18 protein-coding genes are annotated in these 18,289 nt (G+C 49.6%); 9 read left to right on the forward strand and 9 right to left on the reverse strand.

Annotation, left to right across the window (positions count from 1 at the left end; all coding sequences use genetic code 11):
- Positions 1–39 precede the first annotated feature (39 nt).
- Positions 40–1,509: a penicillin-binding protein activator gene (locus GUA87_RS02980; RefSeq protein WP_193715024.1), complete on the forward strand. Its 1,470-nt coding sequence runs from the start codon at positions 40–42 to the stop codon at positions 1,507–1,509.
- Here GUA87_RS02980 and hemW read toward each other — a convergent pair.
- From hemW to rph, 3 genes are read right to left on the reverse strand one after another with little or no spacing between them, the layout of a single operon-like run.
- Positions 1,502–2,683: a radical SAM family heme chaperone HemW gene (gene hemW / locus GUA87_RS02985; RefSeq protein ID WP_193715025.1), complete on the reverse strand. Its 1,182-nt coding sequence runs from the start codon at positions 2,681–2,683 to the stop codon at positions 1,502–1,504. The genes GUA87_RS02980 and hemW overlap by 8 nt on opposite strands.
- Entirely contained in the window at positions 2,661–3,272 is a 612-nt protein-coding gene (rdgB, locus tag GUA87_RS02990; protein WP_193715026.1) for an RdgB/HAM1 family non-canonical purine NTP pyrophosphatase, read from the reverse strand. Before rdgB ends, hemW begins: the two co-directional genes overlap by 23 nt.
- A 2-nt stretch (positions 3,273–3,274) precedes the next feature.
- Positions 3,275–3,991, reverse strand: coding sequence for a ribonuclease PH (rph, locus tag GUA87_RS02995; RefSeq protein WP_193715027.1), 717 nt, complete (start codon positions 3,989–3,991; stop codon positions 3,275–3,277).
- Between the two features lie 143 nt (positions 3,992–4,134).
- Here rph and hrcA point away from each other — a divergent pair, with 143 nt between their 5' ends.
- Positions 4,135–5,163: a heat-inducible transcriptional repressor HrcA gene (gene hrcA / locus GUA87_RS03000; RefSeq protein WP_193715028.1), complete on the forward strand. Its 1,029-nt coding sequence runs from the start codon at positions 4,135–4,137 to the stop codon at positions 5,161–5,163.
- Between the two features lie 28 nt (positions 5,164–5,191).
- Positions 5,192–5,857: a nucleotide exchange factor GrpE gene (gene grpE / locus GUA87_RS03005; protein ID WP_193715029.1), complete on the forward strand. Its 666-nt coding sequence runs from the start codon at positions 5,192–5,194 to the stop codon at positions 5,855–5,857.
- 48 nt (positions 5,858–5,905) lie between these two features.
- Here the strand turns inward: grpE and rarD are convergent, their stop codons facing one another.
- On the reverse strand, positions 5,906–6,838 hold the full coding sequence (gene rarD, locus GUA87_RS03010) for an EamA family transporter RarD (RefSeq protein ID WP_193715030.1): 933 nt from the start codon (positions 6,836–6,838) through the stop codon (positions 5,906–5,908).
- A gap of 275 nt (positions 6,839–7,113) precedes the next feature.
- Here rarD and dnaK point away from each other — a divergent pair, with 275 nt between their 5' ends.
- The 3 genes from dnaK to dapB all read left to right on the forward strand — a co-directional run bounded on the left by dnaK (position 7,114) and on the right by dapB (position 11,134).
- Positions 7,114–9,021 (forward strand): molecular chaperone DnaK, encoded by a 1,908-nt coding sequence (gene dnaK / locus GUA87_RS03015; protein ID WP_193715031.1) that lies wholly within the window; start codon positions 7,114–7,116, stop codon positions 9,019–9,021.
- 97 nt (positions 9,022–9,118) lie between these two features.
- Positions 9,119–10,252 (forward strand): molecular chaperone DnaJ, encoded by a 1,134-nt coding sequence (gene dnaJ / locus GUA87_RS03020; RefSeq protein ID WP_193715032.1) that lies wholly within the window; start codon positions 9,119–9,121, stop codon positions 10,250–10,252.
- Positions 10,253–10,330: 78 nt separating this feature from the next.
- Positions 10,331–11,134, forward strand: coding sequence for a 4-hydroxy-tetrahydrodipicolinate reductase (dapB, locus tag GUA87_RS03025; RefSeq protein ID WP_193715800.1), 804 nt, complete (start codon positions 10,331–10,333; stop codon positions 11,132–11,134).
- A gap of 2 nt (positions 11,135–11,136) precedes the next feature.
- On the opposite strand, the gene GUA87_RS03030 is transcribed toward dapB, so the two are convergent.
- On the reverse strand, positions 11,137–11,625 hold the full coding sequence (locus GUA87_RS03030; protein ID WP_193715033.1) for a DUF2244 domain-containing protein: 489 nt from the start codon (positions 11,623–11,625) through the stop codon (positions 11,137–11,139).
- A 73-nt stretch (positions 11,626–11,698) separates the two neighbouring features.
- Here GUA87_RS03030 and nth point away from each other — a divergent pair, with 73 nt between their 5' ends.
- A complete protein-coding gene (nth, locus tag GUA87_RS03035) occupies positions 11,699–12,340 on the forward strand; it encodes an endonuclease III (RefSeq protein WP_193715034.1) in 642 nt (213 codons plus the stop codon).
- Here nth and GUA87_RS03040 read toward each other — a convergent pair whose 3' ends face one another.
- From GUA87_RS03040 to GUA87_RS03050, 3 genes are all read right to left on the reverse strand, one after another.
- Positions 12,341–12,838, reverse strand: coding sequence for a hypothetical protein (locus tag GUA87_RS03040; RefSeq protein ID WP_193715035.1), 498 nt, complete (start codon positions 12,836–12,838; stop codon positions 12,341–12,343). It abuts the gene before it with no gap.
- Entirely contained in the window at positions 12,838–13,533 is a 696-nt protein-coding gene (locus tag GUA87_RS03045; RefSeq protein ID WP_193715036.1) for an EI24 domain-containing protein, read from the reverse strand. Before GUA87_RS03045 ends, GUA87_RS03040 begins: the two co-directional genes overlap by 1 nt.
- Positions 13,534–13,613: 80 nt before the next feature.
- Positions 13,614–15,017, reverse strand: a complete 1,404-nt coding sequence (locus GUA87_RS03050) for an amidase (protein WP_227711664.1) — start codon at positions 15,015–15,017, stop codon at positions 13,614–13,616.
- A gap of 109 nt (positions 15,018–15,126) precedes the next feature.
- Between GUA87_RS03050 and GUA87_RS03055 the strand changes: the two genes are divergently transcribed.
- A complete protein-coding gene (locus GUA87_RS03055; protein ID WP_193715038.1) occupies positions 15,127–16,116 on the forward strand; it encodes an adenosine kinase in 990 nt (329 codons plus the stop codon).
- Between the two features lie 70 nt (positions 16,117–16,186).
- A complete protein-coding gene (locus GUA87_RS03060) occupies positions 16,187–17,890 on the forward strand; it encodes an adenylate/guanylate cyclase domain-containing protein (RefSeq protein WP_193715039.1) in 1,704 nt (567 codons plus the stop codon).
- Here GUA87_RS03060 and GUA87_RS03065 read toward each other — a convergent pair.
- Positions 17,887–18,264, reverse strand: coding sequence for a histidine triad nucleotide-binding protein (locus GUA87_RS03065; RefSeq protein ID WP_193715040.1), 378 nt, complete (start codon positions 18,262–18,264; stop codon positions 17,887–17,889). The two genes, GUA87_RS03060 and GUA87_RS03065, sit on opposite strands and share 4 nt — an antisense overlap.
- Positions 18,265–18,289 lie beyond the last annotated feature (25 nt).

Consider the following 18,289-nt stretch of genomic DNA (forward strand, 5'->3'; position numbering starts at 1 on the left):
TGCAACAAATACCATGTCCCAATTTTAGGAGCATATGACGTGCGTTTGAAACATAGTCAGACATCCAAAACGACAAAGCTCATCACTTCCCTATTTATGTGCTGCCTGCTGGGACTGAGCGCCTGCCAAACTGTCGATTTTGGCGGTAGCAATCAAGCCGAAACTCCAAAACCCGTCGAGACCAAAAAGCCTGAACCAGACCCGAAAGCCTTGGAAGCGGAAGCCATGGCAAGAGAGAAAGCAGAAGCTGAACGTCTTCTTGCCGAACAGCGTAAAGCCGCAGCTGAAGAACAAGCGCGCCTCGAAGCCATGCCAAAAGGGCCTTCTCTATCTCTTCGCCCCCCCGAACTTACTCCGAAGGAGCAAATCTCTCGCATTGCGATTTTACTGCCTCTCACCGGGAAATACGAAAAGGTCGGCAATGACCTTCTGAAAGCGGCTTATCTTGCGCTTTTTGATCTAAGAAACGAGCAACTCAAACTCCAACCTTATGACACCAAAGGAACAGCTGAAGGGGCACTGCTGGCCACCCGCGCAGCTATCCGAGAAGGGGCGGAAGTGATTTTGGGGCCGCTTTTCTCTGATGCGGTAAAATCTGTTCGAAATGAAGCGGCCGGCCGGGTAAATGTAATCGCCTTCTCCACTGACATTACTGCCGCAGGAAGCGGGGCATATCTGATCGGCCTGACACCACAACAACAAATAGAGCGGGTTATGGGATTTGCCTATCAGCAGGGCATTTCAAAATTTGCCGTGCTTGCGCCAACAACCCCTTATGGGCAAACGGCCGTTGACAGTGTTCGCCAGACGGCGTCACAGCTGGGTGTATTTCTAACTCATATCAACCGATATCCCGCAGATCTGCCTCCTGGGTCTGAGGAGTTGCATGAGTATGCCAAGGAAATTGGCAATTATGAAGAACGCCAAAGGCAATTGCAGCTCGCCATTAAAGAGGTTGAAGACAAAGAAGATGACGTCTCAAAGGCAGAGTATAAACGCCTTAAAAAACTGGATACATTAGGGGATGTGCCTTTTGAAGCCATTATCATCCCGGAAGGCGGACAACGCCTTCGTGAATTGGCGCCGCTTCTGTCTTACTATGATATTGACCCGCTTAAAGTAAAATATATCGGCACCGGCCTTTGGGCAGATCGCAATCTGTCAACGGAACCTGCCTTGGTGGGTGGATGGTTCGCTGCCCCGTCCCCAGAGCCAAGCCGACAATTTCTGGAACGCTTTAAAGCCACATATGGATATTACCCGCCGCTTATCAGCAGCCTTGCCTATGACGCCTTTGCCCTAACAGGTATTCTGGCATCAGAAGGGGGCGAAGATAAATTCAGTAAATTGCGACTTGAAGATCCAGATGGATTTGCTGGCTACAACGGAATTTTCCGTCTTCTACCAAATGGGCTAGCGCAACGCGGCCTTGCCGTGATGACCATTGGGCAATCTGAACTGGAAGTCTTAGAACCTGCCCCGGACAGCTTTACACCTGCAATTAACTAAGCAAATGCGCAAGAACACTGTTTAAGACAAAGCGCCCCTCATCAGTTGCGGCAACATAGTCATCGGTTTTTACAAGAAGGCCTGCATCCACCAAGGATCGCAGGTTTTCGCCTTTGACGACCTGATCAAATTGAAGGCTTGTAATCCGTTCGAAATTTTCAAACCACACCCCTTCCTTCAACCGAAGTCCCATCAGAAGCGTCTCTTCCGCCATTTCCATGGGGTTAGAGATGATAGACTCAGCTTCGGTTCCGTGGCCCTGCTCCATAACTTTCTGAAGCCAGCTTTCCGGTTTTTTAGTCTGGTTGGTCGCCATTCGCCTGGCAGCGGTGGGAAGCCGCCCGTGGGCCCCTGGACCCACACCCAGATACCCGCCATATCGCCAGTAGGTCAGGTTATGACGGCATTCCGCGCCCGGTTTTGCATGGTTTGAAATCTCATAGGATGGCAATCCGGCATTAGCGCAAATCTCTTGCGTGGCCATATACATTTCTTCAGCGATTTCATCTTTGGGAAGGTTGAACTCCCCCCGCTTGTAAGCCCCTGCAAATCCTGTATTGGGCTCAATCGTCAACTGGTAAAGGGAGATGTGATCCCCAGCTAAAGAGAGCGCCGCTTTTAAATCAGCCTCCCATTCCTGCAAGGTTTGATCCGGCAATGCGTAGATCAAATCAAAGGAAATGTTGGGAAAGATATTCCGCGCCATGTCGATGGTCTGCCGCGCTTCTTTCACAGAATGTTCACGCCCCAAAAACCGAAGAGCCTCATCCCGCAGGGACTGCACCCCCATGGACAGACGATTGACCCCCGCCTCATGATATCCCTTGAAATTCTCCGCCTCGGCAGAGGTAGGATTGGCTTCCAAGGAGATTTCAATATCCGAAGCGATGGGAAAACGCGCCTTCACACCGTCAATCAAGTCATTGACAGTATCAGGTGACATCAAGGACGGGGTGCCGCCCCCAAAGAATATACTGGTAACCGTTTGCGGCTCTATCCTGTCTGCAAAATACTGAAATTCAGCAAGCAAGGCATCAGTCCATACACGTTGATCCACTGAGTCACGAACATGACTGTTAAAATCGCAATAAGGGCATTTCTTGCGGCAAAATGGCCAATGAAAATAGATCCCGAATCCGGGATCCGGGGCCTTATTTGCCGCCAAAGCAGGCATTGATCAACTGGCGGAAAGCGTCCGCACGGTGGCTTATGGCATGCTTTTCAGCAGGCTCCATTTCGGCAAAAGTTATGTCCATACCATCCGCGACAAAAACCGGATCATATCCAAAGCCTTTATCACCACGCATAGGCCAGACAAATTGTCCGTTCACGCGCCCTTCGAAACTTTCCATATGCCCATCAGGCCAGGCAAGTGTCAGCGCACAAATGAAAGACGCTGGTGTCGGGATAGAATGTCCCCCCTCTTCCAGCTTGTCTTTCACCGCCTGCATGGCAACTGTGAAATCTTTGCCAGGTCCCGCCCAACGCGCGGAGTATATACCCGGATCACCATTCAAGGCCTCAACCGCAAAGCCGGAATCATCACTTAGGGAAATCTCACCAGATGCTTTTGCCGCCGCCAGCGCTTTGATTTCCGCATTGGCGATAAAGGTATCGCCATCTTCTACGGGTTCGGGCAGTCCGAGTTCACCTGCAGAAATGGGGGTCACGTTAAATTCGGCGAGCAATTCACCGATTTCACGGACTTTTCCTGCGTTATGGCTGGCAACAACCAGCTTATTTCCGTCGAACTGCCGTGCCATTTTTAAATACCCAATGCCTCGCGCTGCAATTTACAAAGGTCCTGAACCCCTTTTTTGGCAAGGCTGAACATGGATGTAAATTGCGCTTCGGTGAACGGATCTTCTTCGGCTGTTCCCTGAATTTCAATGATACGGCCGTCAGAAGACAGAACAAAATTTGTATCGGCTTCAGCGTTGCTGTCTTCCGGGTAATCCAGATCCAGAACAGGCGTGCCTTTGTAAATACCACAGGAAACCGCGGCCACTTGCTGTTTCATTGGCACTTGCAAAATCTTGCCCTGCTCAACAAGTTTATCAAATGCCTGATACAACGCCACATAAGCGCCTGTGATCGACGCTGTGCGTGTTCCGCCATCTGCCTGAATAACATCACAGTCAACGGTAATCTGACGCTCACCAAAGCCTTCCATATCAACAACTGCGCGAAGAGAGCGGCCAATGAGGCGTTGAATTTCAACGGTACGGCCCTGCTGCTTACCACGCGCCGCTTCACGGCCCATGCGGCTACCGGTGGAACGTGGCAGCATGCCATATTCCGCGGTTACCCAGCCTTTACCTGTATTGCGAAGGAAAGGCGGCACACGTTCCTCGATACTGGCTGTGCATAATACATGGGTGTTTCCGGCTTTAATAAAGCAGGAACCTTCAGCATTCATTGCATAGCCTGGCTCCAGAATAATATTTCTAAGCTCGTCAGCCTGTCTTCCAGATGGGCGCATCGTGTTTCCTTCGTTCACAGATGATATTGTAAGTCTGCGTCTCTTGTAGCGCCTCACCTTGATTGACGCAAGGCTCCCCCTTTACTACATATGACTAAATTTGATGTACTATCGTCAGCGCTTCCATTGGGTTATGGTGCAGAATGGATATTCGAGAATTAAACGACAGAAGCCGAGAGATTTTCCGCGCGATTGTGGAGAACTTTCTTGAAACGGGGGAGCCGCTCGGCTCTCGTAGTCTGTCACGCATCGAAAATATCGGCCTCTCCCCTGCTTCCATCCGAAATATCATGGCGGATCTGACTGATGCAGGGCTTCTCTATTCCCCTCATGTATCGGCGGGGCGCTTACCAACACAAATGGGAATGCAGCTTTTCGTAGATGGGCTGTTGGAAGTTGGCAACCTCACGGATGCAGAGCGGGCGGACATTAAAACCCGCTGCGCCGTAGATGGAAAAAACTTCGACGAAGTTTTAGGGGAAGCCAGCAGTATGCTCTCAGGCCTGTCCAATTGTGCGTCTTTAGTGATGGCACCAAAGACGGACAGCCCGGTTAAACAAATTGAATTTGTGAACCTTGGGGGCAATCGGGCCTTGGTGATTATGGTCACCGCCGATGGACAGGTAGAAAACAGAACCATTGAACTTCCGTTGGGGTTAAGCCCCAGCGCCCTGATTGAAGCTGGTAACTACCTCACTCACCGCCTTCAAGGGAAAACGCTTTCAGAGGTAAAAAGCCAAATCCGAAAAGAGATCTCATCTCAGGAAGCGGAACTGGATGATCTGACCGCTGGTCTTGTTGAGAAGGGAATCGCCAGTTGGGGCGGTAAAGAAACCCTGATTGTCAAAGGCTACTCCAACCTGCTGCAGGACGTCCAGGCCGTTGAAGATCTGGAACGGGTCAAACAGCTTTTTGACACTCTGGAGGCCGGCAAGGAAGGTATAAAACTGCTGGAATTGGCCGAGGGCGGGAGCGGTGTGCGTATTTTTATTGGGGCTGAGAACAATCTTTTCTCGCTTTCCGGCACATCAATGATTATCTCTCCCTATCAGAATAGTAGAAATCAGGTAGTTGGTGCCCTTGGAGTTATTGGCCCAACCCGCCTTAACTACGCGCGTATCATCCCAATGGTGGATTATACGGCAAAGATTATTGGTCGTTTGCTGGACTGATGTGACCAGCATATGAGGAAATGAAAAGATGAGTAACAACAACCAGAATTCTTCTGAAAATCCTGAACAGGAAATGGAAAATACTGCTCAGACCGAACAGGAAAATCTGGAAGGCGTCATGCAAGAAGACATCGATAACGGCGCCATGGATGCCCTGTCAGACGCAGAAGCAGCGGCTACCCCTGAAGAAGAGCTTTCTTTAGAGGAGCAGCAAGCCGCTGAGATTGCGGAGCTGAAAGACAAACTTCTACGCACTTTGGCGGATATGGAAAACCTTCGCCGCCGCGCAGAAAAAGACAAAGAAGACGCCCACAATTTTGCAGTGTCCAAATTTGCCCGCGATATGCTGGGTGTCTCTGACAATCTTCGCCGGGCACTGGATGCGGTTCCGGAAGAAGCCCGAACTGACGAGACCGTAAATAATATTCTGACCGGTGTCGAAATGACTGATTCAGAAATTTTGAAAACTTTTGCAAAGCACAAGATCGAAAAAATCGAATCTGTAGGCAAAAAGTTTGATCCAAACTTCCATCAAGCCATGTTTGAGATCGAAAACCCGGATGTGGAAACAGGAACGGTTCTGCAGGAAGTTCAGTCCGGTTATGTAATCGCCGGCCGTCTGCTTCGCCCATCTCTGGTGGGTGTGTCCAAAGGCGGGCAGGATAAACCTGCGGGTGTTGATCAAACCGCTTAAGAAGTAGATCAGATCACTTAAAAAGCCGCCTATTTCAGGCGGCTTTTTTTATGCCTTGCGGTTCCTAATCCCATCCCAGGTGTATATAATCAGCCCAACCCAGATCAGACCAAATGCAATAAACCGGTCCTGAGTGAAGGTCTCTCCAAACACATATATGGCAAGGAACACTTGAATGGTTGGGGCTATATACTGGAGCAACCCAACCGTAGACAGACGCAATCGCTGTGCCCCAAAAGAAAAAAGAATAAGCGGAATAGCTGTTACGAACCCTAGTCCTGCAAGCAGCAGATTAGTTTGCGTATCATAGAACCCACCGCCAGCACCGCCGGTTCCTGTAAAGGCCAGATATCCCACATAAACCAGACAGATGGGTGTCAGGATACCGGTTTCCATCGCCAAGCCAACCGTTGATTCCGTTGGGATTTTCTTCCGAAGCAAGCCGTAGAAACCAAAAGAAAACGCCAACACAAGCGAAACCCATGGAACCACACCCAATCTTATGGTGAGCAGCAGGACTGCCACCACAGCAAGACCAATAGCTAAGCCTTGCGCCTTGTTGAGCCGTTCTCCTAAAAACAGCATTCCCAGCATCACATTTACAAGCGGGTTTATGTAATAACCAAGGCTGGCTTCCAGCACCATATCCGACGTTACAGCCCAGACAAATGTAATCCAGTTGACACCAATCAGAAGTGTTGTTGCGGTGAACCACACCAGACTGCGTTTGTTGAGGGCTGTTTTCTTTAAGGTCTTCAATCGTCCCGTAAAGGCAAGGATCAGGATCACCAGAACCAAAGACCAGATAATCCGGTTCGCCATGATCTCCAGCACCGGGACATAGTCCACCATCTTGAAATATAGCGGGAAAACACCCCAGAGCGTAAACGCACCAAGCGCCCCAGCAAGACCCTGAAGCTGCCGATTTTCTTCTGATGGCGCTGCACTTACGGCATCGCTGGTTTGACCGGATTTTGACATGGATACCCCAAATGGGAAAAGGAATGTCCATTCCAAATAACAGAGCTGAAGGATAAGGTAAAGGGGAGCCTGCTGATATCACGGAGATGTTTTTTTATTGATCCCCCGTGAACAGTGAATAACGGCCAGAAAATGTAAAAAAACTATCATTTCGCGCCTTGCACTGCATACTCAACACACCTATATAGACGACAGAAAGTACAGATTATTAATCCTGGGGATCACCATGGTGCATTCAATGGCTATTGTGATCTGCCAATATAGATGAGGATAAAATGGCTAAAGTAATTGGTATTGACCTTGGTACCACGAATTCTTGTATCGCAGTCATGGATGGCAAGGATTCAAAGGTTATCGAAAATTCCGAAGGCGCCCGCACAACTCCCTCCATGGTAGGTTTTACCAAAGATGGTGAGACTCTTGTGGGACAGGCCGCGAAACGCCAAGCGGTTACAAATCCTGAAAACACACTATTCGCCATTAAGCGTCTTATCGGTCGTCGTTTTGATGACAAAGCGACCCAAAAAGATAGAGAGATGGTGCCATACAACATCGTCAAAGCCGACAACGGTGACGCATGGGTAGAGGCGCGTGGCAAAGAATATTCCCCAAGTCAGGTTTCTGCTTTCATTCTACAAAAGATGAAAGAAACAGCTGAAAGCTACCTTGGTGAAAACGTAACACAGGCAGTTATTACTGTTCCTGCTTACTTTAACGATGCACAGCGTCAGGCAACGAAAGATGCCGGTAAAATTGCCGGGCTTGAAGTTCTGCGTATCATCAACGAACCGACTGCTGCGGCTCTGGCCTACGGCATGGACAAAGATGACCAGAACATCGCTGTGTTTGACCTTGGTGGTGGTACATTTGACGTATCCATCCTGGAAATCGGCGGCGGCGTCTTTGAAGTGAAATCCACTAACGGTGACACATTCCTTGGCGGTGAAGACTTTGACCTGAAACTGGTTGATTATCTTGCTGACGAGTTCAAAAAAGAAAACGGCATCGACCTTCGCAACGACAACATGGCGCTGCAACGTTTGAAAGAAGCTGCGGAGAAAGCGAAAATCGAACTGTCTTCTGCACAGGCCACAGAAGTGAACCTGCCATTTATTACGGCAGACGCGTCTGGTCCAAAACACTTGCAGCTGAACCTGTCTCGCGCACAGTTTGAAAATCTGGTTGCGGACCTGATTAAACGCACATTGCCACCATGTGAAAAAGCCCTGAAAGATGCAGGCCTTGATAAGTCTGAAATTGATCAGGTTATTCTGGTTGGTGGTATGAGCCGTATGCCTAAGGTTCAGCAGGTCGTTACCGAGTTCTTCGGTCGTGAACCACATAAAGGTGTGAACCCAGACGAGGTTGTTGCCATGGGTGCCGCCATTCAGGCTGGTGTTCTGCAAGGTGACGTGAAAGACGTTGTTCTTCTGGACGTGACACCATTGTCACTTGGTATTGAAACTCTGGGCGGTGTGTTCACACGCCTGATCGAACGGAACACAACAATTCCGACGAAGAAAAGCCAGACTTTCTCTACAGCTGAAGACAATCAGTCTGCTGTGACCATTCGGGTTTTCCAAGGTGAGCGTGAAATGGCCGCAGATAACAAGCTGCTTGGCAATTTCGACCTGACAGAAATTCCTAACGCACCACGCGGCATCCCTCAAATTGAAGTTACTTTCGATATTGATGCCAACGGTATCGTAAATGTCTCCGCGAAGGATAAAGGAACTGGAAAAGAGCAGAAAATCCAGATCCAGGCTTCCAGCGGCCTGAGCGATGACGATATTGATCGTATGGTGAAGGAAGCTGAACAGCACGCAGCGGAAGATAAAGTCCGCAAAGAACAGGTGGAAACTCAGAATCAGGCTGAAAGCCTCATTCACACAACCGAGAAAACCATTGAAGAGCTTGGTGATAAAATCGGTGACGATGTGAAGGGTCCTGTTACGGCTGCTCTTGACGAGTTGAAAGAAGTTAAAGACGGTGACGATGTTGAGGCCATCAAAGCGAAGATGGAAGCCCTGCAACAGGCATCCATGAAACTTGGTGAAGCTGTATACGCTCAGTCGCAAGCTGAAGAAGGCGCGGAAGCTGAAGGTGAAAGCGCAAGCAACGCTGATGACGATGTTGTCGATGCCGATTTCGAAGAAGTCAAAGACGACAAAAAAGACAGCTAAGGGCGGCCCGTTTGAATGACGGTCCTGAACCAAAAATAAGTGATACCGCCCCGGTTTGAGAAATCAGGCCGGGGCGGCATTGGTTAGGCGATAAGAAATGTCAAAACGCGACTATTATGAAGTTCTGGGTGCTGATCGCGGTGCGGACGCGTCCACCTTGAAAAAAGCCTATCGCAAGATGGCGATGAAGTATCACCCGGACAGAAACCCGGATGATGCGGAGGCTGAAGAGAAATTCAAAGAGATCAACGAAGCCTACGAAATTCTGAAAGACGATCAGAAGCGTGCAGCTTACGACCAATATGGCCACGCCGCCTTTGAAAATGGTGGCATGGGCGGTGCAGGTGGTTTTGGCGGCATGGGCGGCGGCGGATTTTCTGACATCTTCGAAGATCTGTTTGGTGATTTCATGGGCGGCGGACGCCGTGGTGGCAACGGTCAATCACGTGGCTCTGACCTTCGCTACAACATGGAAATTACTCTGGAAGAAGCCTTCCATGGAAAAGAAACCGAAATCAGCATTCCTTCTTCCGTAGAGTGTGACAGTTGCGATGGCAGTGGTGCCGCAGACGGCTCCTCTCCTGTAAACTGTGGAACCTGTCAAGGCCACGGCAAGGTTCGTGCCCAACAGGGTTTCTTCACCATCGAACGCACATGCCCGACCTGTCATGGTCAGGGCCGCGTAATCGACAAGCCTTGCGGAAAATGCCACGGCGAAGGACGTGTTGAGAAAGAGAAAACTCTTTCCATCAACATTCCTGCGGGTGTGGATGACGGCAATCGCATCCGTCTGACAGGCGAAGGTGAAATTGGACAGCGGGGCGGCCCTCCAGGCGATCTATATATTTTCCTCACCATCGCTGATCACCGGATTTTCCAACGTGATGGACAGAACCTGCATTGCCGGGTGCCTATCCCGATGACAACAGCGGCACTTGGTGGTGACATTGAAGTGCCGACACTGGATGGTGCTCGCGCCAAAGTCTCTATCAGTGCGGGGTCTCAATCCGGCCGGAAATTCCGTCTTCGCGGAAAAGGTATGCCGATCATGAATACCAGTGGTCACGGTGATATGTATATTCACACCATTGTGGAGACACCCGTGAACCTCACGAAACGTCAAAAAGAACTCCTGAAAGAGTTTGAGGAAGAAGGGAAGGGAAGCCATAACCCTGAATCTGAAGGCTTCTTCTCCCGCGTTAAAGATTTTCTGGCAGACCTGAAGGACTAAAGTCCTCTTACCAGAAACCTCCAACTATGCTACATCCTTCATTCAGCACGCTGTTTGAAGGATGTGGACATGTCAGATATGAAAATTGGTATTGTCGGTTGTGGTGGTCGTATGGGCCGCATGCTGGTTGCGGAAATTACTAAAACCAAGGGCACCATAGTTTGCGGTGGCACTGAACCAGACGGCTCTCCTTTTCTTGGCAAAGATATTGGCCTATTGGCAGGTATCGAACCACTTACCATTGAGATTACCAATGACCCTCGCGCGCTTTTTGAAAAATCAGACGCGATCATTGATTTCACATCTCCAATGGCAACCGTAGAGCATGCCAAACTGGCTGCCGAATACGGCAAAATCCACGTGATAGGAACAACTGGGCTCAGCAACGAAGAACAGACCGAGATTACAGCCTCAGGTTCTGACGCCACAATCGTTCAGGGTGCAAATATGAGCCTTGGCGTTAATCTGTTAGCTCAGCTGACCAAAAAAGTTGCCGCCATTCTGGACGATGAATTTGATATTGAAGTTCTGGAAATGCACCATCGCCATAAGGTAGACGCTCCTTCAGGTACCGCTCTCCTTTTAGGTAAAGCTGCTGCGGAGGGTCGCCAAGTGGATCATGATTCAGTTGCGGATCGTGGGCGCGATGGCATTACAGGCGCTCGCAAAAAAGGCGATATCGGATACGCTGTCTTACGCGGCGGAAATGTGGTTGGTGACCACACTGTCATGTTCGCGGCTGAAAATGAAATCATTGAAATCAGCCACAAAGCAGGTGACCGCGCTATCTTTGCTCGCGGTGCTGTCCGCGCTGCCCTTTGGGCAAAAGACAAACCTCACGGAAATTACGATATGATGGATGTGCTGGGGCTTGGCGACTAATGTTAATGAAGTACCGCGTTATTTCTATATCGGTATAAGGCATGGGTGATCATCTCTTTCACCTCTGCCTTCTCCTCTTCTATCAGAAACCGCCCAAACTCCAGTGTCTCCATGCGGCATCGAACGCACAAAATATTATTATCCAGAAGAATACGCGACCAGTAAGCCTGAAAAACAGTTATTGAACTCCGCCCATTGGGAAGAACCGCTTTTACAGTGAGATCACTTCCGCGAATTTCCACTATTTCATAACGTTTGCCAGATTTAAAATTCATCTTAAAGGCGATGTATATGGCCAGTACATCCAGCCCAAAGAAGCCCAGAACCGGCCAGGCTCCCATCATAAGAAATACCATACCGGTGATAAAGCTGACCCCGGCGATACAGCCCATCAAAATAAGAAAGGCACGCGGGCTCAAGCTGCGATGAGGATGAAGTATGATCGAAAAATGAATTCTCTCTTCTCCCTCATGTCGTTCAACTTGTTCCATGAAGCTGCGCCTTCCACTTGCACGTCGTCACAAGATGATTGCACGATGCGCCGAGCTATGCCAATAACAACTTATGAAAAAGGCAGATATCCATGAATTCTTCCGCCGGATGGAAGAGCAAAACCCGGAGCCGCAAGGCGAACTGGATTACGTTAATCCGTTCACACTGCTGGTAGCCGTTGTTCTCTCTGCTCAAGCAACGGACGTGGGGGTTAACAAAGCCACAGGCCCTTTATTTGCCGTGGCAGATACACCAGAGAAAATGCTGGAACTTGGAGAAGATACTGTTCGAGATTACATTAAATCCATTGGTCTTTATAAAACCAAGGCCAAGAACGTCATCAAACTCTGCGAAGCCCTGATCCGCGATCACAACAGCGAAGTTCCGCAAACCCGGGAAGAGCTTGAAAAACTAGCGGGTGTGGGCCGCAAAACAGCCAATGTTGTTCTCAATATCGCATTTGGCCAGCCAACCATCGCTGTAGATACCCATCTATTCCGTCTTGGCAACAGAACCAGAATTGCGCTTGGAAAAACGCCTCTAGAGGTAGAGAAAAAACTGGAGAAGAAAATCCCTAAAGAGTTTCTTCGCCACGCGCACCACTGGTTGATCCTGCACGGACGATATGTTTGCAAAGCAAGAAAGCCGGAATGCTACCGCTGTATTGTGGAAGATCTTTGCCCCTACAAAGCAAAAACGACACTTGCAAATTAATCAGCTGGTCAGCTCTTTCACTTTTTCAGCCCCCAGTTTCTTGAGCTGGCTTTCAAAGCAGGCACGAACCGGGACATCTTTAACCGATTCCCGGTCATTCATCGCAATATGCTGAACGGTGAGCGGGCCTGTTTTACCGTTTTCGGGGTAGAATACCAGGTGAAGCGCGCATGAACTTGAAAGATATTGCCAGATCTCGGTTGGTTTATCTTTTCGGCGCAGAACCGGCTCCCCAAAAACCGCCTCAATCTCAGCTACTTCCTTACCTTTCAGAATATCAATTTCCGGCACTTCGAAAGCAGGTTCAGGTTCGGGTTGTGGCTTTTCTTCAGGTAGCTTCGCCACAACAACCGGTGTTTCTACAGGCTGTTCAGATTTTTTTGTCTTAGCCAAAGGTTTGACCTCAGCCGCCGCCTCTGTCGATGCCGTCTGGGTTGTCGCACCGCAAGCCGTGAGAAGGGTCAAAAATCCCATAGACGCAATGATCTTCAACTTCATCAGACTGCTTCAATTTCTGTTGAGGTCGGCGTAGAAACCATCGCCGCCCGTTTTTTATAAAGGTGAACCATGGCTGCAGTGCCGATAATTGGCACAATCAGATTCAGGATCGGAATGGTCATACCGAAAGCCATTAAAGCACCGGTCAGGAATAATTCCATTCCGCCAATTCTCCGAAGTTTACTGACCACACTCATTTCATGATGGCGCACGGCGACTTGCTGGAAAAATTCACGGCTGAGCAGGTAACCATTGAGGATGTAATACACAAATAGATTAATGCCTGGAATGAAATAAAGAGGCAGAGCCAGAATATTGCAAAGGACAATCACCGCAAAAAACTTAAGCGCATCCCAAACACTTGACCATAAGGGGATTTCACGGGATTTAGGATCATTTGGATAGTGCTTGTCTTCAACGGCATCTGCTATGTCATCAAGGAAAATGCCAATTACAGCACTCATGGAGAGCGGGAAAATAAACAGCGCCACAAAGAAAGCGCCAACTCCGCTCAGCCAGCCAACCATCGTGTTGACCCATTCCCAGTCAGAGGAAGGGATCAGGCCCGCAAGCTGCAACACAACAATAAATGTCAGTACCAGCGCCAGCAGAGAAAACATCACTGACTTCAGGATCACGGATCTAAACGCAGGATCCGAAAATTGCATGATGGCTTTATTGATGGCTGAAATCACTGTACGCCCCCAGTTGCTTTAATTGATCAATGCTGTTGATTTAGGCATTTATACCCACTGTTGCAATATTTTCCTTTGCCTCATGACCGTGGATCCACGGGAACCATAGCAGCAAAATCATGATCTGTTTCGAACAACCAAGCGGCTTGCAAAACCAGATCCTCACGATGCGGTGCTGCCATGATCTGCAATCCCACAGGCAAGCCGGATTTTGTATAGCCGCAGGGAACCGAAATGGACGGACATCCGGTGATCGTCAATAGATAGGTCTGCGCAAGCCACGCTACGTAATTATCAAATTTAACACCGTTCACCTCTGACAAAGATCTGATTTCGTGATTAAACGGCGGCACCATCACGGTCGGGGTAAACAGAAGGTCATATTTTTCAAAGAAGGCTGCGACCCGATGAACCAACTGCCCTTGCGCCCTTTGCGACCAGCCAATATCTGCCGCCGTTAGTTTCAGCCCCGCTTCAATATTCCAAATCACATCAGGTTTTAACTTGTCACGATCCGTTTCAAGTTTCGGTCCATGAGTAGCTGCAAATTGTGCCGCCCGCTGAATCTGGAAAATGTCATGCCCTTCAGAGAGATCAAAACAATCCTGCTCCAAAGAATTGGCATGAGCCACAAAAGAGCGAACGGCCGTTTCACAGATTTCTGCCACCTCGGCATCAATGGGGTTCGTCCCTAAATCGGGGCTATACGCCACGTGATCAAACTTCCCGCCCTCTTTCACCTTATCAAGATAAGAATAGGGTGGTCGTTGCAGGCTGATAGGATCAATGGGGTCTTCCCCAACCATCACATCCAGCATCATCGCTACATCGGCAACCGTTCTGCCCATGGGTCCTTCCACAGAATTTTGTGCAAAAGGCAGTGTCGCCGGCCCATGGGCCACACGACCAGGGGAGGGTCTAAGTCCCACAGTGCCTGTAAAGCTGGCAGGAATGCGCAGACTGCCGCCCAAGTCACTTCCTTGCGCGAGCCAAACCTGTCCGGCCGCCAGCGCAGCAGCAGAGCCACCGGAAGATCCACCCGGCGTTTTTGTTGTGTCCCAAGGATTTGTAGTTGTGCCAAGAACTTCGTTAAAAGTTTGGGCTCCTGCGCCAAATTCAGGTGTATTTGCCTTACCCATCACAATGGCACCAGCGGCTTCCAAACGCTTCACCATCAGATCTGAATGGGTTGCCACCTGGTCTGCATAAATAGGGGAGCCAAGCGTAAATCGCACCCCTTCCACAGGTGTCAGATCCTTAATGGCAATAGGCAGACCATGCAGATAATTGGGATTATCTGATTTCCCTTCCGCCATGATGCGTTTTGCATGATCACGGGCGCGATCAAAACATCTGATCGGCATTGAATTGACCGCGTCATCTGTCTCAAGGATCCGCGCTGCGGAGAACTCAACCAGTTCAAGTGGGGATACCTCGCCCGCTTTTAACAGCTCAACCGCTTCAACGGCTGTTTTCTTTATCATTTCCTGCATTACATATTGTTGGCAAATTACAGCGTAAAAGTACAGTGTTCACTTGCATAGAAGGTCGCGGGCTCTATACTCCCGGCAGATTTTAATTCGTGGAGGTCCCATGACACATACCCGTTTTGATACAACTTGCATCGGTAATGCCATTGTTGATGTCATCAGCAAAGTGGATGATGCATTTCTCGAGCGGGAACAGCTTGTCAAAAACTCCATGAACCTGATTGACGAAGCGCGCGCTGAAGAACTTTACGGACATATGGGCGCGGCTGTTGAAATCTCCGGTGGTTCCGCAGGTAATACGGCTGCGGGTGTCGCTTCCCTTGGCGGGTCCAGCAATTACATCGGTAAAGTGAAAGACGATCAGCTGGGCGCAATCTTCGCCCATGACATCCGCGCATTGGGTGTGAATTTTGAAACAACAAAAGCAGCCGATGGCCCGGCAACTGCCCGCAGCTTTATTCTGGTGACACCTGATGCTCACCGCACAATGAACACGTATCTGGGTGCTTGCGTAGAACTCAGCCCAGAGGATATCAATCCAGAAGAAATTGCCAGCTCTCAGGTGACATATATGGAAGGGTATCTTTGGGATCCAGAAGGGGGTAAAGCCGCGTTCAGAAAAGCTGCGGATATTTCCCATGAAGCGGGGCAGCGGGTCTCCCTTACTCTTTCCGACAGTTTCTGTGTCGATCGCTACCGTAATGAATTCAAAGAGTTTATCAATGGCGGTGTGGATATCCTTTTCGCCAACGAGGACGAGATCAAATCACTCTATCAGACTGATGATTTGGCAGCGGCAATTGACGCAGTCCGCGGACAGGTGGAGCTTGCCTGTGTGACCCGGAGCGCTGAAGGCTCGGTCATTATTGAAGGTGATACTTCCATTGAAATTGCGGCGGATACAAGTATTGAAGTTGTCGATACAACGGGCGCGGGCGATCTGTACGCTGCGGGTTTTCTTTACGGTTTCACAAACGGCCGCAGCCTTGCCGAAAGTGGAGCGATTGCGTCTATCGCGGCCGCAGAAGTCATCAGCCATGTTGGCGCACGACCTGAAAAAGATCTCAAAGAGTTGATCAAAGCCCGCCTCTAAAAGCAGGGCAATTCTTGACAGGCAAGCATATTAATTTCAGAGTTCCTGTATTAGTTTCTTCCGAGGTTTCATGACATCGACCACTGCTGATACAGAATCTGGAAACACACGCCTTAAGTGGCTGCGCGCAGAACGGTTGCGACTTTACAGTGGTATCGTTCTCATGTTGTTTCTGACGACCCACCTTCTCAATCACACCCTTGGTCTGGTCTCATTGGAGGCACTTGAAGCGGGGCGAGACGTTTTCCTTGCCATATGGCGAAATCCCCTTGGCTCCCTCCTTCTGCTTGGCGCGCTGATAATCCATGTAATTCTGGTTTTCGCCAAACTACTTGCCCATCGTTCTTATCGAAGCATCCCCTTAAAAGAAGCCATACAAATTATCTTCGGACTGGCGATCCCGCCAATGGTGATCTACCACATCATTGGCACCAGAATTGTTCACGAGACGTTGGGGGTAAATGATACATACACATATGTCATTTACGCCCTTTGGATCGCGACCCCCTATCAATCCCTCCTACAAACCGGGGCATTGCTCATCGCGTGGGCACATGGATGCATAGGTGTTCATTTCTGGCTCCGCCTGAAGCCCTCTTACGAGAAAGCCTATCCGTTCCTGTATCCGATAGCACTTATTCTGCCCGTGCTTGCCATATGCGGATTTCTCGTTGCCGCCCATGATGTGGAAATACTGGCTCAGGATCAGGAATGGCTGAAGCACTTCTTCGCCAAATTGGGACTGACCAACGACGACCTGATTTGGGCAGAAGGTGTCAGAGACACAGGATATATTCTTATTCTTGGTGCGTGGATCATTCTTGGACTTAGCCGCCTGTTCTGGAGTGTTCATTTCCGCGTTAAACAACTGGTTACCGTCAAATATCCAGACGGCAGAGAGGTTCGGGTGACACCTGGAACAACCGTTTTGGAAGCAAGCCAGTCTGGCGATATCCCTCATGCGGCGGTGTGCGGAGGCCGTGGACGCTGTTCAACTTGTCGCATACGTATTATTGAAGGGGCACATTTGTTGGCCCCGCCAAGCGATCAGGAACTTTCTGTTCTAAAACGTGTGGGTGCCACAGAAAACACACGCCTTGCCTGTCAGGTAGCGGCTGTTGGCAATCTCTCTGTGATCCCGTTACTGCCACAACAAGCCACTTCAAGGGCTGCTTTTTCACGTCCAGATTATTTGCAAGGGCGTGAAAAAACTATTGCTATTCTGTTTGCTGATCTTCGGGCTTTTACAAAATTTTCCGAAACCAAACTTCCCTATGACGTGGTTTTTGTGATCAATCAGTATTTCCGCCACATGGGAGAAGCCATCGAAAATTCCGGTGGGCATCTGGACAAGTTTATTGGTGACGGTGTTATGGCGCTGTTTGGGCTCGAAGATGAGCCCAAAGTCGCGGCTGAAAACGCCCTAAAAGCGGCAAAGGCCATGTCTGACGCACTGGATCGACTGAACGACTCTTTGAAATCCGATCTTGAGGAGCCGTTACGTCTGGGTATCGGGATCCATATCGGTCAGGTCATTATTGGCGAAATGGGATATGGCAAGGCGACATCAATCACAGCAATCGGGGATTCTGTAAATACCGCCAGCCGCCTTGAGGGCCTCACCAAGGAATATGGGGCGCAGCTTATTTTTTCAGATCGATTGGCAAGAGCGGCCGAATTTGAAGGGTCAAGTAGAACCGAAGAGGTATCCATCAGGGGCCGCGCCGAGCCCCTGAAAGTGCATATCATGACGAGCGCGCAAGCCCTGCCTTAGGCGCCGTCCATACCACGGGCCATGCTTCCCTCTTTGATGCGCTGTCCACCCATAAGATGGATATGGAAATGCGGAACGATCTGACCGGCATTTTCACCATTGTTGGTCACCAGACGGTAGCCACCTTCATGAAGACCAAGTCCGCGCGCAATCTCACCTGCTTTTGCAAAGAAATGTGCGATTTCAGCAGCAGATGCGTTCGCGGCAAAATCGTCCATATCGATATACTCGCCCTTTGGAATAACCAGTACATGGACAGGTGTTTTCGGCGCGATGTCATTAAAGGCAAGGATTTGATCATCCTCATAAACCGTATTACTCGGGATCTCTCCTCGCAGGATTTTCGCAAAGATATTTTCTTTATCATACGCCATGGCGCTTCCTTTCCTTTACGGCCCC

The organism is Sneathiella sp. P13V-1, assembly GCF_015143595.1.
Taxonomy (GTDB): domain Bacteria; phylum Pseudomonadota; class Alphaproteobacteria; order Sneathiellales; family Sneathiellaceae; genus Sneathiella.